The sequence below is a fragment of the Aeromonas sp. 130281 genome (assembly GCF_056642115.1).
Genome location: NZ_JBWVQS010000001.1, coordinates 1,386,460 through 1,402,008, shown reverse-complemented (window position 1 = coordinate 1,402,008; position 15,549 = coordinate 1,386,460). Strand labels below are relative to the sequence as shown.

The following is a 15,549-nucleotide window of genomic DNA, read 5'->3' as shown; positions in this document are numbered from 1 at the left end:
CTCCCCCTGGCTTCGGGACACGGCTGTTCGCTGAAAAAATGTCCAAACATTTGTTTGAAAAAGGATTTTCGATTCTTTACTCTAGCCTCAGTTTGATAACAAAAAATTAACTGGAGGCCCTGTGAGCCGCTACCCCACCCTGCTGATCCCTCGCTCTCCTCTCTTGCGTCACCATGTGCTCGCGGCATCCTGCGCGTCTGCCTCGAAAAGGAGTTCATCATGAGCCTTTATCCAACCTTGCTGACTCCCCTGGATCTCGGCTTTACCCAGCTCAAGAACCGGGTATTGATGGGCTCCATGCATACCGGTCTCGAGGAGGAGAAGGGGGGCTTTGACAAGCTGGCCGCCTTCTACGCCGAGCGCGCCCGCGGCGGTGTCGCCCTCATCGTCACCGGCGGCATAGCCCCCAACCTGCGGGGGCGCCTGGTGCCCCATGGCTCGCAGCTCAGCTTCCCTTGGCAGGTCGCCAAGCACAAGAAGGTGACCGGCGCCGTGCATCAGGAGGGGGGCAAGATAGCCCTGCAGATCCTCCATGCCGGTCGCTATGCCTATCATCCGTTCAGCCTGGCGCCGAGTGCCATCCGGGCTCCCATCTCTCCGTTCAAGCCGCGGGCCATGAGCGAGCGGCAGATCCGCGGCACCATCAGGGACTTTGCCTCTACCGCGGCACTGGCCAAGGCGGCGGGCTATGACGGTGTCGAGGTGATGGGGTCGGAAGGCTATCTCATCAACCAGTTCATCTGCGAGCGCACCAACCAGCGCAGCGACGGCTGGGGCAGCAGCAGCGAAAACCGCATGCGTTTCCCGCTGGAAATCGTGCGGGCCATTCGCGAGCGGGTCGGCAGCGACTTCATCATCATCTTCCGGCTCTCCATGCTGGATCTGGTGGAGAAGGGCTCCTCCCTGGAGGAGGTGATAGCGCTCGGGAAGGCGCTGGAGCAGGCCGGGGTGAGCCTCATCAACACCGGCATCGGCTGGCACGAGGCGCGCATCCCCACCATAGCCACTAGCGTGCCGCGCGGGGCCTTCAGCTGGGTGACCGCCGAGCTGAAAAAGCACCTCACAGTGCCGCTTATCACCACCAACCGGATCAACACCCCCGAGGTGGCCGAGCGCATCCTGGCGCAGGGGGAGGCGGATATGGTCTCCATGGCGCGCCCCTTCCTGGCGGATCCCGAGTTTGTCATCAAGGCCGCCGAGAACCGGGCGGACGAGATCAACACCTGCATCGCCTGCAACCAGGCCTGCCTGGATCACGTGTTCAAGCAGAAGCGCGCCTCCTGCCTGGTCAATCCCCGCGCCTGCTTCGAGACCGAGCTGACGTTTGGCCGGGTGCCCCAGCCCAAGAAGCTGGCGGTGGTGGGGGCCGGGCCGGCCGGACTGGCATTCGCCTGCTACGCCGCCGAGCGCGGCCATCAGGTCAGCCTGTTCGATCAGGCGCCGACCATAGGCGGCCAGTTCAACTTCGCCAAGCAGATCCCGGGCAAGGAGGAGTTTCACGAGACCCTGCGCTACTTCGCCAGGCGGCTGGAGAAGTGCGGCGTCGAACTCTATCTCGGCCAGCGCCAGAGTGCCGAGAGCCTGCTTGGCGGCGGTTTTGACGAGGTGATCCTCGCCACCGGCATACGTCCTCGCACCCCCAACATTCCCGGCATCGATCACCCCAAGGTGCTGAGTTACCTCGACGTGCTGCGCGATGGCAAGCCGGTGGGCAACAAGGTGGCGGTGATCGGGGCCGGCGGCATCGGCTTCGACGTGGCCGAGTTCCTGGTGGAGAAGAAGGCGGAGGGGAGCGCGGATCATCATCGCGATCACTGGCTCAGGGAGTGGGGCATCGACAAGAGCCTCGGTGAGCGCGGCGGTCTGATGACGCCTGTGATCGACGCGCCCGAGCGCCAGATCTGGCTGCTCCAGCGCAAGGAGAGCAAGGTGGGGGATGGCCTCGGCAAGACCACAGGCTGGATCCACCGCACCGTATTGAAGAACCGCAAGGTGCAGATGCTCTCCGGCGTGCAGTACCTGCGCATCGACGACGAGGGGCTGCACATCCAGGTGGGGGAAGCCAGACAGTGCCTGCCGGTGGATCAGGTGATCATCTGCGCCGGACAGGAACCCCTGCGGGAGCTGCAGGCCGGCCTGCAGGCGGCGGGCAAGCCGGTGCACATCATAGGCGGTGCCGACGTGGCGGCGGAGCTGGACGCCAAGCGCGCCATCCGCCAGGGGGCCGAGCTGGCGTCCGTCATCTAGCGCCTTGGCCTGAGCCGACAGCATGAAGATAACCCCCTGACTATCAGGGGGTTTTCATTGGTGGCGCCGAGTGGCCCTGGCTGTGCTCCCCTTCGGGCTGTGCTAAGGTAGCGCCATCATTGCCTCCTGATAAGGAACTGACCATGGATGCCCTCTCCCTGTTACTCAATCGCCACTCCTGTGGCCGTCTGACCACCCCGGCCCCGAGTGGCGAGGTGCTCGACAATATTCTGAAGGCCGGCCTGCGGGCGCCGGATCACGGCACCCTGACCCCCTGGCAGTTCATCCTGTTTGAAGGGGAGGGGCGTGAGCGTCTGGGGGCCCTGCTGGCGGACGCCGCTCGCGCCCGCGGCGAGGATGAAGATAGCATCGAGAAGAGCCGCGCCGCGCCCCTGCGCGCGCCCCTGGTGGTGGCCGTCGCGACCCGCTATCAGGCACACCCCAAGGTACCTAAACTGGAGCAGGAGCTCTCCGCCGGCTGCGCCCTGATGGCGATGCAGATGGCGGCCCAGGCACAGGGGTTCAACGGCATCTGGCGCTCCGGCTGGTTCATCTTCGACGAGGGGATCAATCAGGGGTTGGGGCTGGCACCGGACGATCAACTGGTGGGCTTCCTCTACCTGGGCACCCCCATGCTGGAGGCGCGCAAGCTGCGGGAGTTGCCTGTCGCTGACTTCGTCCGTCGCTTCTGAGTCGAAGATAGTGCAGAAAAGCCCTGATTATTCAGGGCTTTTTTATTTCCCCCCAAATGGTGTCAGGCTGTACTGATAAATGGAAACTTGCCAAGGGGGAGTTCGGGCTTGCCTGGGAATTTTTTGAATAGTGAGAGGCTGTTCTCAATCCTGGTTGATTACCCTATGTAAAACGTTTGCGCCCCGTTATTATCCCATTGCCAGTTTAGAAGGTGACCCCTTCTAATTTTCTGCGATGAGAGTCGCAATTCCGTAGCACCTTTTTACAGCCCAGCGTCGTTATGACATTGGGCTTTATTTTTATGGGCGGTTTTCTGCGCCAGCCCCACGGCGTCTGTGGGCGGCATCTTTTTACACTATCGCTGGGCCTTGGTGACATAGGGCTGTACGTTTATGGGCCCCTACCTCCCGGTCACTGGCATCTAGACTCTGGCGGGCAGGATGCGGGCCGGATTGCCCACCACCCGGGCTCCGGCCGGGACGTCTCTGGTCACCACGGCCCCCGCGCCGACGATGGCCTCCCGCCCTATGGTGATCCCCGGCAGCAGTATGGCGCCACCGCCGATCCAGACCCTGTCTTCTATGGTGACCGGCAGCGCCGTCTCCACCCCCTGGATGCGCTCATCGGCGTCCAGGGCGTGGGCGGCGGTATAGATCTGCACGTTCGGCCCTATCATGACGTCGGCGCCGATACGGATAGGCGCGTTGTCCAGCAGGGTGGCCCCCATGTTGATGTAGCTGCGCTCGCCAAGGTGGATGTGGCGGCCATAGGTGCAGTAGAGGGGCGGGCAGATAAAGGCCTCCTCCGCCAGCTCGCCGACGATCTCGCTGAGCAGGGCCTCTTGCTCCTCCTCGTCGCTGCGATTGAAGTGGCGATAGCGGCGCGCCGTCTCCCGGCGCAGGAGATCCAGCTCGGGGGCCATGCAGTTGTAAGGTTGGCTGGCGATCATCTTTTCGTATTCGGTCATGGCTGGGCCTCAATGGGGTGGAGGAGGAGAGCATAAGCCATCGAGGGGGATAGAAGCGTGAAGCTCTCCCCAGAGTGGGCAGAAGGGTGCGCAGCTGGCGCCGGGAAACGACAAGGGCACCCTGGGGTGCCCTTGTTGGTCTGCATAGCAGGATAACGCTCTCTATCAGCCGTGCTTGCGGCCTGAGAGACGACACCACTCTTCCTTCACCGCAGTCGGGTCCATGTCGAACCACTGGCCGTAGATGGTCTCCAGCTCCGGGGCCTGGCTCTCCAGCACGCCGGAGAGCGCCATCAGGCTGCCGGGCTTGCCGTGGCCGGCGATGAGCGGCGCCAGCTCCCGCAGCGGGCCGGCGAGGATGTTGGCGACGACGACGTCCGCTTCAACGTCTTGCGGCTGGTCGGCCGGCAGGTAGAGCTCGATCTGGCCCGCAACGCCGTTGCGCTCGGCGTTGTCATGGCTGGCCTGGATGGCCTGCGGGTCTATGTCGATGCCGATGACCCGGGCGGCGCCGAGTTTGAGGGCGGCGATACCGAGGATGCCGGAGCCGCAACCGAAGTCGACCACCGTCTTGCCGGCCAGATCCAGCCCGTCCAGCCACTGCAGGCAGAGCGCCGTGGTGGGGTGGGTGCCGGTACCGAAGGCCAGACCCGGATCCAGCATGACGTTGACCGCATCGGGATTCGGCACGTCGCGCCAGCTCGGGCAGATCCAGAGGCGCTCGCCGAACTGCATGGGGTGGAAGTGATCCATCCACTCGCGCACCCAGTCCTTGTCTTCCAGCTGCTCGACCTTGTAGCCGACGTCTTCCCCGAAGATCTGCTGGAAGAAGGCGATGGTGGGAGCCGGGTCGGTTTCGGCATCGAACAGCCCCATCACCTCGGTCTCGCCCCAGAGCGGCGTTTCACCAGGCAGTGGCTCGTAGACGGGCACATCCTGGGCATCCATAAAGGTCACCGCCTGGGCTCCACGCCCCAGCAGCATGTTGCTCACCTTGTCCGCGGTCTTGGCGGTGGCGTTGATTCGAATTTGTATCCAGGGCATGGGGTCGACTCTTCATAAATGTGAAACCGCGGGATTCTATCATCATGGGCCTGTGCTGTCGTGGTTTGCCCATGATGGGATGGGGAAGGAAGGCAACTCTGCCAAGTTGGCACGGTTAATGTATTCCTTACTGGGTGACGGGAAGCAACTTGTTCCCGCTGAATGCTTTGCTCTATGAAGTTCCGTCATCTTTTTCAGCCACCTTCGGGTGGCTTTTTTTATGCCGGCGCGCTGAAAAACGGTCATTTTGCGGGTAAAAGCAGACATTGGCACGCAATCTGCAAAGTTCAATATGTCCTGCATAAGGATATGTGTGTGATTGTTACCCCAACGTTCAGGTTTTGAGGGCCATCCCGGCGGGATGGCCTCTTTTTTTATGATTTTTCGGGGGAAGGGCCTGTCAGGAGCCCAGATCGGCTGCGGGGCTGTGCACTCTTGGGGCTTGTCACTGGTGATCTCACCCCATGATGGTGCATTTTTTACCTATAAGGGAATAGGCAGCATGGCTGCGGGGATCCCTGGCGGCAAGGGCCTCAGCTGGCGAAGCCGCTCATGTCGATCACCAGCTTGCCCACCATGCGGCCCGCCTCCAGCTCGCGATGGGCCTGTGCCAGGCTGGCCGGAGTCAGTTCGGGCAGGGTGCGAGTGAGCGTGCTCTTGAGCACCCCTTGGTCCAGCAGGGCGGCGACCCGGCCGAGCAGCCGGTGCTGCTCGATCATGTCCGGGGTCTGGAACAGGGAGCGGGTAAACATGAACTCCTGACTGAAGGTGACGCTCTTGGTCTTGAGCAGGCCCAGATCCCAGGGCTCGCTGGATTCGGCAATGGTGCAGATGTGACCGAAGGGGCGGATGAGGCTCGCCATGGCGGCCCAGTGCTGCTCGGTGGCATTGGTGCAGAAGATGGCATCGAGCTGGCTGATGCCAAGGCCGGCCAGCTCTTCCTGCAGGTTATGATGACTCACGACCTGGTGGGCGCCCATGGCCAGGCACCAGTCACGGGTTTCAGGCCGGGAGGCGGTGGCGATCACCTCCATCCCGGTGAGCTGGCGGGCCAGCTGGATGGCGATGGAGCCGACGCCGCCGGCGCCGCCTATGACAAGCAGTCGCCCGGTACTTTCGCGGTTGAGGCCGATGCGCTCGAACAGGGTTTCCCAAGCGGTGATGGCGGTCAGGGGCAGGGCGGCGGCTTCCTGGTCGCTCAGGGTCTTGGGGGCGAGGGCGGCGATGCGCTCGTCCACCAGTTGCAGGGCGCTGTTGCTGCCGGAGCGGCTGATGTCGCCGGCATACCAGACCCTGTCCCCCGCCTTGAACAGGGTCACCTCGCGGCCCACGGCCACCACTTCCCCTACGGCATCCCAGCCCAGCACTCGAGGGTTGCTCTCTACCTTGGCCTTGGGGGCGCGTACCTTGGTGTCCACCGGGTTGACCGAGGTTGCCGTTACTCTCACCAGCAGATCCCGTGGGCCCGGGGTCGGATCCGGCAGTTCGGTTTCGATGAAGCAGTGGGGGTGATCGCTTGGCAGATAATGGGTGAGGGCGATGGCTTTCATGGCAGTTCCTTTCAAATCGCTATGAGTGGGATTGCCAGAGAGTCTAGTCTGGTTGATTATTCCGATTAAGATGGGTAATCAGGACAGACTGTTTGTATATATGAACAATGTCGAACTGGAGTTGATGGGGCTGTTCGCCACCGTGGTGGAGCAGGGCAGTTTTACCGGGGCGGCCGAGGTGCTCGGCATGCCCAAGTCCTCGGTGAGCCAGAAGATCTCGCGCCTCGAGTCACGGCTCGGGGTGCGACTGTTGCAGCGCACTACCCGCAGGCTCAGCCTGACCCCCCAGGGGGAGGTCTATGTGGAGCATTGCCAGGCCCTGCTGGCCCTGGCAAGAAGCGCCAATCTGGCCATGGCCAGGTTGCGATCGGCCCCGGCAGGCCGGGTGCGGATCACCGCCCCAGAGGCGACCGGTACCCTGCTGCTTGGCCGGATCCTGGCCCAGTTTCGCGCCCTCTACCCCGAGGTGGTGCTGGAGTTGACCTTGAGTGACGAGCAACTGGATCTGGTGGGGGAGGGCTACGATCTGGCGCTGCGGGCGGCGCCGCTCAAAGATTCCAGCCTCATCTGCCGGCGTATCGGCCAGGTGGCGCGTCACCTGGTGGCGGCCCCGGGTTATCTGGCGAGCCGGGGCACGCCGCAGCAGCTGACGGAGCTGGGGGGGCATGCCTGCCTGGTTCACGGGGCGCTGCCGGTGTGGCCACTGCAGGAGGGGGGCTGGCGACCGCAGGGGGCCTGCCTCAGCAACAGCCTGCTGGCGCTGAGGGAGCTGGCGCTTCACGAGGGGGGGATCGCCCTGTTGCCGGATCACGTCTGCTGGGACGATCTGGCGGCGGGGCGCCTGCTGAAGGTGCTGCCGGATCACCCCATCCCCCCCAATCCTTTCTACCTCATCTATCCGAGCCGCGAACACCTGGCCCCCGCCCTGCGCAGCCTGATGGACTTCGTCGCCGAGCGGCTGCCCTTCGCCTGATCAGCGGTGCTGGCTGAGGGGGGCCTGGCCGGGCTCGAGGCCGAGGGGGACCGACTGGCGCTCTGCCAGCATGCGGATCTGCCCCTCGATGAGGCCGGCGTTGGGGCCCAGTACCAGCACCAGCTGATGCTCGTTGAGCTGGATCCAGGAGAGGCAGCCGAGCCTGGCCAGGCGGGACTGATCCACCAGCGCCATCTCCCGCACCCGCAGGCTGAGGCGCGTCAGGCAGACGCTCATGGCCTGCAGGTTGTCCATGCCCCCCAGCATCTTGAGGTACTGGATGGCTAGCATCTGGGGATCCGTGGGGGCCACGGTCGCGAGCTGGGGCAGATCCTCGGCGATGGGCTTGCTCGGCAGGCTGAGGGGGGCGTATTCAAGCAGCCGGGAGAAGACCAGGGCATAGATGACGAAGAACAGGATGCCGAGGGGAATGAGCCAGAAACTGTGCTCGCCGGCGCCATAGCTGAGCACCAGATCCAGCAGTCCGGCGGAGAAGTAACTGCCCACCTGGATGCCGAGCCCGCTGCAGATGGCCAGCGACAGCCCGGTCAGCAGGGCATGGGCCAGGAACAGCCAGGGGGCGGTGAAGGCGAACAGGAATTCGATGGGTTCGGTGATCCCCACCAGGGCCGAGGTGAGCGCCAGGGTGAGCAGCAAACCCCCCTGCGGCAGGCGTCGCATCCGCTGGCGATGGAGCCAGATGGCAAAACAGGCGCCGGGCAGGCCGAACATGATGACCGGATAGAGACCCGCCACATAGCCCTCGTGCAGCGGCTGGGCGGCGGAGAGCGCCTGCAGGTTGCTCTCCCCCAGCCCCATGAGGCTGCCCAGCACCTGGTGCAGGCCGAGGGGGATCAGCAGCCGGTTCAGCACGCCGTAGCAGAAGGCGCCAAACGGCGTGGTGAGCAGGTCGGAGGCGAGCAGGGTGATGCCTTGCTCCAGCAGCGGCCAGAGCAGGGCCAGGGGCACGACCAGCAGCAGGCTGGCCAGGGCCGAGAGCAGCAGGCCGGGCAGCTCCTCCTGCAGCGGCCGCAGCCAGCCGGGGAGGGAGAGGCTGCGGGTCCAGGAGCAGACCATGGCGGTGGTCAGGCCCGCCAGCAGGCCGCAGATCATGTCCGCATGCAGGCCGGGCTGCAGGGTGGCGAGCGCCGAGCTCAGCAGCAGGAAGTTGACCGCGCCGGCCAGGGCCTGCGCCCCTTGCCCCTGTCGGCTCAGCCCGAAGGCGATGGCCACCGCATAGATGAGCGGCATCTGGCTGAAGAGGGCGCGTCCGGCCAGGGAGAGCACCGCCAGATCCAGCACGTCCGGCTGGCCGAGCCGATAGAGCAGGGCCGCCAGCGGCAGAATGGAGACGGGCAGCAACAGGGCATAACCGAGCCGTTGCAGGGACTGGGTCAGGATCTTTCTGGCGTTCTGGACTGGCATAAGGGCGCGGCATTTTGTGACGTGGCGCACATTTTACCCACTCGCACCCATTTGGGAATAGGTGCGAGTCCCTTTATTGGCCCCTTTCTTATTTCTGATCAAACAATCGGCGAACCGACTGATCCGGGGCAGGGGTCAGCAGGCTGACCAGGATGAAGGCCGCAAGGCCGAGCGCCAGGCTTGGCACTATGGCGTGCAGGCCGGCCAGCTTGATCCCCCACTGACTCAAGACCCCGTAGCAGACAATGCCTGACACCATGCTGGCCAGCGCCCCTGGGCCATTGGCCCGCGACCAGTAGAGGCCGAGCACCAGGGGCCAGAGGAAGACCGCCTGCAGGCCGCCGAAGGCGAGCAGGTTGAGCCAGATGATCATCTCGGGGGGCTGCAGCGCCGCCAGCAGCACCAGCGTGCCGAGGATCAGGGTGCAGAGCAGGGAGAGCCGTGGAATGCGCACCTCCAGCTTCTCTTGGCGAGGATTGAGGTAGTTGAGGTAGAGATCCTTGACCAGGGTCGCCGAGGCCTGGATCAGCTGGGAGTCGATGGTGGACATGATGGCCGCCATGGGGGCCGCCAGGAAGACCCCGGCCAGCCAGGGGGGCAGCACCTCCATCATCAGGGAGGGCATGATCTTGTCCGGGCTGTCCATGCCGGGCAGGATGGCGCGGCCCAGGGCGCCGGCGAGGTGCATGCCCAGCATCAGCAGGGCGCTGACCACGGTGCCGATGAGGATGCCTCTGTGCAGCGCCTTGCTGTCCCGGTAGCCGAAACAGCGCAGGGCCGAGTGGGGTAGCCCCACCACACCGACGCAGACCAGGATCCAGAAGCTCAGCATGAAGGGCTGGGTCAGCATGTCGCCGGCGCCGGTCGGGCTCACCAGCTTGGGATCGATCACCTTGAGCTGGTGGATGAGGTTCGGCAGGCCGTCACCGGCAATCAGGATCCCCGCCAGCAGGGCCCCGGTGCCGATCAGCATGATGATGCCCTGCAGGGCATCCGTCATCACCACGGCGCGAAAGCCGCCGATCACCGTGTAGAGCAGCACGCAGCTGGCAAACAGGAAGAGCCCCTGCTGGTAGCTGAGGCCGGTCGCCGTCTCCAGCAGGCGGGCGCCGCCGATAAACTGCACCACCATGGTGGCGATGAAGGCGAGGATGATGGTCACCGAACCCAGCACCACCACCCACTTGCTGCGGTAGCGGGCCCACAGCATGTCGTTGATGGTCACCGCATTGACCCGGCGGGCTATGATGGCGAACTTCTTGCCAAGCACCCCCAGGGTGAGCCAGACGGTGGGCAGCTGGATCATCGCCAGCAGCACCCAGCCCAGGCCTATCTTGTAGGCGGCGCCCGGCCCGCCGATGAAGGAGGAGGCCGAGGTGTAAGTGGCCACCAGCGTCATGGCCAGTACCAGGCCGCCCATGCTGCGGTTGCCGATGAAGTACTCCTGCACGAAGTCCCCCCCGGCGCGGTGGCGACCGGCCCAGAAGCCGACCCCGAGCACCAGTATCAGATAGACGAAGAGTGGCAGCATCAACTCAAGATTCATGGGGTGACTCCTGGGGGGCCAGCGGGACCTCGGTAAACCGGGGATCCGTCATGGGTTCAGTAAGCGGCTCAGGAGTCATGAGGGGGCTCCTCGGTGTCAAGAGGAATGTCGACGAACAGGCGATCCACCATGAGCGCACACAGGCCGATGAACAGCAGTGGCATCAGCATGCAGCTGAGCAGGAACCAGAGCGGCATATCCCAGAGTTCCAGCTCTTCCGGAATGAGATAAGCGGTGCCATACCAGGCAACGAAATAGAGCAGGGTCAGCAGCAGGCAGAGGGCTGCTTCCCGACGGGCGAGCGCGAAACGATTCACCTTGGCCTCCGACAATTTTGAGGGGCGCAAGGATAACAAAAAAGGGCCATGTCGCCATGGCCCTTTTTCAATTGTCGATCCAGATGGATCGGGCAACCGCTCGCTAAATGAGGATCTCTTACAGACCCAGCTTCTTGTGCAGGTAGTGGCTGTTTGTGCTACCACCGTGCGCCAGGTTGCAGGGTCCCGAGACCTCTTACAGACCCAGCTTCTTGTGCAGATAGTGGATGTTGGTACCACCGTGCTGGAAGTTCTCGTCCTTCATGATCTCTTTTTGCAGGGCGATGTTGGTCTTGATCCCTTCCACCACCAGCTCGTCGAGAGAGTGACGCATGCGGGCGATGGCGATGTCACGGTTCTCGCCGTAACAGATCAGCTTGCCGATCATGGAGTCGTAGTAGGGGGGCACCTTGTAACCCGCATAGATGTGGGATTCCCAGCGCACGCCCAGACCACCCGGCGCGTGGAAGCGCTGGATGAGACCAGGAGACGGCATGAAGGTAGCCGGATCCTCGGCATTGATCCGGCACTCGATGGCATGGCCACGGAGGCGGATGTCCTGCTGGGTGATCGACAGGGGCTGGCCGGCGGCGATGCGCAGCTGCTCCTTGATGAGATCCACGCCGGTGACCATCTCGGTGACCGGGTGCTCGACCTGGATCCGGGTGTTCATCTCGATGAAGTAGAACTCGCCGTTCTCGTACAGGAACTCGAAGGTGCCTGCACCGCGGTAGCCGATCTCGAGGCAGGCACGCACGCAGCGCTCACCGATGAACTTGCGCATCTCTTCGGTGATGCCGGGTGCCGGCGCCTCTTCCACCACCTTCTGGTGACGACGCTGCATGGAGCAGTCCCGCTCACCCAGGTAGAGGGCTGTACCCTGGCCATCTGCCAGCACCTGGATCTCGATGTGGCGCGGGTTCTCCAGGTATTTCTCCATGTAGACCATGTCGTTCTTGAAGAACTGGCCCGCTTCGGATTTGGTCAGGGCGATGGCGGCGGCCAGCTCCGACTCGTTGCGCACCACGCGCATGCCACGACCACCACCGCCACCGGCGGCCTTGATGATCACGGGGTAGCCGATCCGCTTGGCGATGGTGGCGTTGCGCTTGGCATCGTTGTCCACCGGGCCGTCGGAGCCGGGTACGCAGGGGACGCCCGCCTTCTTCATGGCTTCGATGGCGGAAACCTTGTCACCCATCAGGCGAATGGTCTCGGCGCGCGGGCCGATGAAGATGAAGCCGGATTTCTCGACCACTTCGGCGAAGTCGGCGTTCTCGGAGAGGAAGCCGTAGCCCGGGTGGATGGCGACGGCACCGGTCACCTCGGCGGCGGCTATGATGGCCGGCACGTTGAGGTAGGACTCACCGCTGGCGGGTTTGCCGATACAGATGGTTTCGTCGGCCAGGAGCACATGCTTGAGCTCCCGATCGGCGGTGGAGTGAACGGCCACTGTCTTGATCCCGAGCTCTTTGCAGGCGCGCAGGATCCGCAGGGCAATTTCACCGCGGTTGGCGATGACTACTTTGTCCAACATGGGTGGCGTCTTCCCTTATTCGATGATGAACAGCGGCTCGTCAAATTCGACGGCCTGACCATTTTCAACCAGGATCGCTTTGATCACACCGGCCTTGTCAGACTCGATTTGGTTCATCATTTTCATGGCTTCGACGATGCACAGGGTGTCGCCGACATTGACGTGCTGACCGACTTCCACGAACGGCTTGGCTTCCGGGCTGGAGGAGCGGTAGAAGGAGCCCACCATGGGGGAGCGCATCAGATGGCCACTCGGGGCGGCATCGGCAGCAGGGGCGGCGGCCGGAGCGGCAGCGGCGACCGGGGCGGCGGCTTGTTGAACCTGGGCCGGCTGCATCATCATCTGCGGGGCAACGCTAACCTGGCCGGAGAAATTACGGCTGATGCGAACGGACTCTTCCCCTTCGGAGATTTCCAGCTCGGCGATGCCGGACTCTTCAACCAGTTCAATCAGCTTCTTGATTTTGCGGATATCCATTAGCATTCTCTTTCTTCTTTATCTGATCAGTGATTATCAAGCCGCGCGCAACTGATGCACGGCCGCGGTTAAAGCGAATTGGTAGCCATCGGCACCCAGCCCACAAATGACCCCCTTGGCGACATCAGACAGATAGGAGTGATGGCGGAAGGGTTCCCTGGCATGCACGTTTGACAGGTGAACCTCGATAAAGGGGATGGCCACGCCCAGCAGGGCATCGCGCAGGGCGACGCTGGTGTGGGTGAAGGCGGCCGGGTTGATGATGATAAAATCCACCTGGCCCATGGCCTGATGGATGCGGCCGACCAACTCATGTTCGGCATTGGATTGCAGGTGTTCCAGGGTGACACCGAGTTCGTTGGCGTACTGGCTCAGATCGGCGACGATCTCATCGAGCGTCTTGCTGCCGTAGATTCCCGGCTCCCGCTTGCCCAGCAGATTCAGGTTGGGACCGTTGAGCAGGAGGATTCGGTGATGTTGCGACATATTGAGTACATCCTCGATGATTATGCTGCTATCTATCAGCTATCTGTGGACCACCAAAAATCTAGCCACTTTCTGCACAATTCGGTGTGCCCTGGCACACAGATTTCGCAATTATATTGATTTCGTGAAAATTAGCAGCATTTTACTGGTCTAATCTCTACATCTGGCTATTTATTGAGCATGTTGGCGCCCGGAGCCGCTCTGCCGCAGCATCCACCTCTTCAGGCTTTCCAGACACGACAAAGCCGGCACAGGGCCGGCTTTGTCGTGCAGCAAGCGAAGGGGATCAGGCCGCTTCCGACTTCTCGCGGATAAGCTTGTCCACGACACCCGGATCCGCCAGGGTGGAGATATCCCCCAGGCTGTCGGTCTCGCCGGTGGCGATCTTGCGCAGGATACGACGCATGATCTTGCCGGAGCGGGTCTTCGGCAGCCCCTCGGCCCAGTGGATCACATCCGGGGTGGCGATGGCGCCTATCTCCTTGCGCACCCACTCCTTCACCTCTTTATGCAGCTCGCGGCTCGGCTCCTCCCCGGCGATCAGGGTGACATAGGCGTAGATGCCCTGACCCTTGATCTCATGGGGCACCCCCACCACGGCCGCCTCGGCGATCTTCGGATGGGCCACCAGGGCCGACTCGATTTCGGCGGTGCCCATGCGGTGGCCGGAGACGTTCAGTACATCATCCACCCGCCCGGTGATCCAGTAGTAGCCATCCTCGTCGCGACGGGCACCGTCGCCGGTGAAGTAGCGGCCCGGGAAGGTGGAGAAGTAGGTCTGCTCGAAGCGCTCGTGATCGCCAAACACGGTGCGCATCTGGCCAGGCCAGGAGTCGGTGATCACCAGGTTGCCCTCGGTGGCGCCCTCCAGCGGTTCACCCAGGTTGTCCACCAGGGCCGGCTGCACTCCGAAGAAGGGACGGGTGGCGGAGCCGGGCTTGAGGGCGGTGACGCCGGGCAGGGGGCTTATCAGGATGCCGCCGGTCTCGGTCTGCCACCAGGTGTCGACGATGGGGCAGCGCTCGTCCCCTATGGTGCGGTAGTACCACTCCCAGGCTTCCGGGTTGATGGGTTCCCCCACAGATCCCATGATGCGCAGGCTCTGGCGGGAGGTGCCTTCGACAGCTTCCTTGCCCTTGGCCATCAAGGCGCGGATGGCGGTGGGTGCGGTATAGAGGATGCTGACCTGGTGCTTGTCCACCACCTGGCTCATGCGGTTGGTGGCCGGGTAGTTCGGCACCCCTTCGAACATGAGCGTGGTGGCGCCGTTGGCGAGCGGCCCGTAGACCAGATAGGAGTGACCCGTGACCCAGCCCACGTCGGCGGTACACCAGTAGATGTCCTCCTCGTGATAGTCGAACACGTACTTGAAGGTGAGGGCGGCATAGACCAGATAGCCGCCCGTGGTGTGCAGCACCCCCTTGGGCTTGCCGGTGGAGCCCGAGGTGTAGAGCACGAACAGGGGATCCTCGGCGCCCATGGCTTCGGGCGGGCAATCCGGGCTGGCAGCGGCGACGGCGTCGTGCCACCAGATGTCCCTGTGGTCATGCCAGGCGACCTTGCCGCCGGTGCGCTTGAGGACGATCACCTTGCTGACCTTGGTATCCGGGTGGGTGAGCGCCTCGTCCACGTTCTTCTTGAGGGGGATGGGGCGGCCGCCGCGCAGACCCTCGTCGGCTGTGATGACGATGGAGGAGCCCGAGTCGATGATGCGACCCGAGAGCGCCTCCGGCGAGAAGCCGCCGAAGACGATGCTGTGCACGGCGCCGATGCGGGTACAGGCGAGCATGGCGATGGCCGCCTCAGGCACCATGGGCATGTAGAGGCAGACCATGTCACCGCGCTTGACCCCCTGGGCTTTGAGCACGTTGGCAAACTTGCACACCTCGGTGTGGAGCTCGCGATAGGTGAGCTTGCGATCCTCGGCCGGGTTGTCCCCTTCCCAGATGATGGCGACCTTGTCGCCGCGTTGGGCCAGATGGCGATCCAGGCAGTTGGCCGACACGTTGAGCAGGCCATCCTCGTACCACTTGATGGAGACGTGGCCCGGATCGTAGGAGGTGTTCTTGACACGGGTGTAGGGGGTCATCCAGTCGAGGATCTTGCCCTGCTCCCCCCAGAAGGCGTCCGGGTTCTGCACCGACGCCAGGTACATGGCTTCATAACCTTCCTTGTCCAGCAGGGCGTCGCTACCTATGTGGGCCTTGACCGGATAGACCTTGCTCTCGCTCATCTCTCACTCCTGTGAATACATTTTTGTAATGATTGAGTAACAACTTATACCTTT

13 protein-coding genes are annotated in these 15,549 nt (G+C 63.3%); 3 read left to right on the top strand and 10 right to left on the bottom strand.

The genetic code is table 11. The features are described 5' to 3' along the window. The first annotated feature begins 219 nt into the window (after positions 1 to 219). Together AC1IN8_RS06315 and AC1IN8_RS06310 are read left to right on the top strand one after the other, a co-directional pair. The gene (locus tag AC1IN8_RS06315; protein ID WP_479758387.1) at positions 220 to 2,247 is read left to right on the top strand and encodes an oxidoreductase; all 2,028 of its coding nucleotides are present in this window, start codon (positions 220 to 222) and stop codon (positions 2,245 to 2,247) included. Positions 2,248 to 2,390: 143 nt separating this feature from the next. After that, the gene (locus AC1IN8_RS06310; RefSeq protein WP_139437282.1) at positions 2,391 to 2,939 is read left to right on the top strand and encodes an NAD(P)H nitroreductase; all 549 of its coding nucleotides are present in this window, start codon (positions 2,391 to 2,393) and stop codon (positions 2,937 to 2,939) included. Positions 2,940 to 3,361: 422 nt separating this feature from the next. Here the strand turns inward: AC1IN8_RS06310 and AC1IN8_RS06305 are convergent, their stop codons facing one another. The 3 genes from AC1IN8_RS06305 to AC1IN8_RS06295 form a co-directional block, all read right to left on the bottom strand. Further along, positions 3,362 to 3,907 (bottom strand): sugar O-acetyltransferase, encoded by a 546-nt coding sequence (locus AC1IN8_RS06305; RefSeq protein ID WP_479758386.1) that lies wholly within the window; start codon positions 3,905 to 3,907, stop codon positions 3,362 to 3,364. A 165-nt stretch (positions 3,908 to 4,072) separates the two neighbouring features. Beyond that, positions 4,073 to 4,951, bottom strand: coding sequence for a 50S ribosomal protein L11 methyltransferase (gene prmA, locus AC1IN8_RS06300; protein WP_005317670.1), 879 nt, complete (start codon positions 4,949 to 4,951; stop codon positions 4,073 to 4,075). A gap of 533 nt (positions 4,952 to 5,484) precedes the next feature. Further along, the gene (locus AC1IN8_RS06295; protein WP_479758385.1) at positions 5,485 to 6,501 is read right to left on the bottom strand and encodes a zinc-binding alcohol dehydrogenase family protein; all 1,017 of its coding nucleotides are present in this window, start codon (positions 6,499 to 6,501) and stop codon (positions 5,485 to 5,487) included. 100 nt (positions 6,502 to 6,601) lie between these two features. Here AC1IN8_RS06295 and AC1IN8_RS06290 point away from each other — a divergent pair, with 100 nt between their 5' ends. Continuing rightward, entirely contained in the window at positions 6,602 to 7,474 is an 873-nt protein-coding gene (locus AC1IN8_RS06290) for a LysR family transcriptional regulator (protein ID WP_479758384.1), read from the top strand. Here AC1IN8_RS06290 and AC1IN8_RS06285 read toward each other — a convergent pair whose 3' ends face one another. The 7 genes from AC1IN8_RS06285 to acs form a co-directional block, all read right to left on the bottom strand. Further along, a complete protein-coding gene (locus tag AC1IN8_RS06285; protein ID WP_139437288.1) occupies positions 7,475 to 8,899 on the bottom strand; it encodes a PTS transporter subunit EIIC in 1,425 nt (474 codons plus the stop codon). A gap of 88 nt (positions 8,900 to 8,987) precedes the next feature. Further along, the gene (panF, locus tag AC1IN8_RS06280) at positions 8,988 to 10,445 is read right to left on the bottom strand and encodes a sodium/pantothenate symporter (protein WP_429108881.1); all 1,458 of its coding nucleotides are present in this window, start codon (positions 10,443 to 10,445) and stop codon (positions 8,988 to 8,990) included. Positions 10,446 to 10,513: 68 nt separating this feature from the next. After that, positions 10,514 to 10,762 (bottom strand): YhdT family protein, encoded by a 249-nt coding sequence (locus AC1IN8_RS06275; RefSeq protein WP_139437292.1) that lies wholly within the window; start codon positions 10,760 to 10,762, stop codon positions 10,514 to 10,516. Between the two features lie 196 nt (positions 10,763 to 10,958). Continuing rightward, positions 10,959 to 12,299: an acetyl-CoA carboxylase biotin carboxylase subunit gene (gene accC / locus AC1IN8_RS06270; RefSeq protein ID WP_025326014.1), complete on the bottom strand. Its 1,341-nt coding sequence runs from the start codon at positions 12,297 to 12,299 to the stop codon at positions 10,959 to 10,961. A gap of 15 nt (positions 12,300 to 12,314) precedes the next feature. Then, the gene (gene accB / locus AC1IN8_RS06265; RefSeq protein WP_139437295.1) at positions 12,315 to 12,776 is read right to left on the bottom strand and encodes an acetyl-CoA carboxylase biotin carboxyl carrier protein; all 462 of its coding nucleotides are present in this window, start codon (positions 12,774 to 12,776) and stop codon (positions 12,315 to 12,317) included. Between the two features lie 36 nt (positions 12,777 to 12,812). After that, positions 12,813 to 13,262: a type II 3-dehydroquinate dehydratase gene (aroQ, locus tag AC1IN8_RS06260; RefSeq protein WP_005326561.1), complete on the bottom strand. Its 450-nt coding sequence runs from the start codon at positions 13,260 to 13,262 to the stop codon at positions 12,813 to 12,815. Between the two features lie 286 nt (positions 13,263 to 13,548). Continuing rightward, positions 13,549 to 15,495 carry an acetate--CoA ligase gene (gene acs, locus AC1IN8_RS06255; RefSeq protein ID WP_043129155.1) on the bottom strand — a complete coding sequence of 649 codons (1,947 nt, stop codon included), beginning with the start codon at positions 15,493 to 15,495 and terminating at the stop codon, positions 13,549 to 13,551. Positions 15,496 to 15,549: the final 54 nt, after the last annotated feature.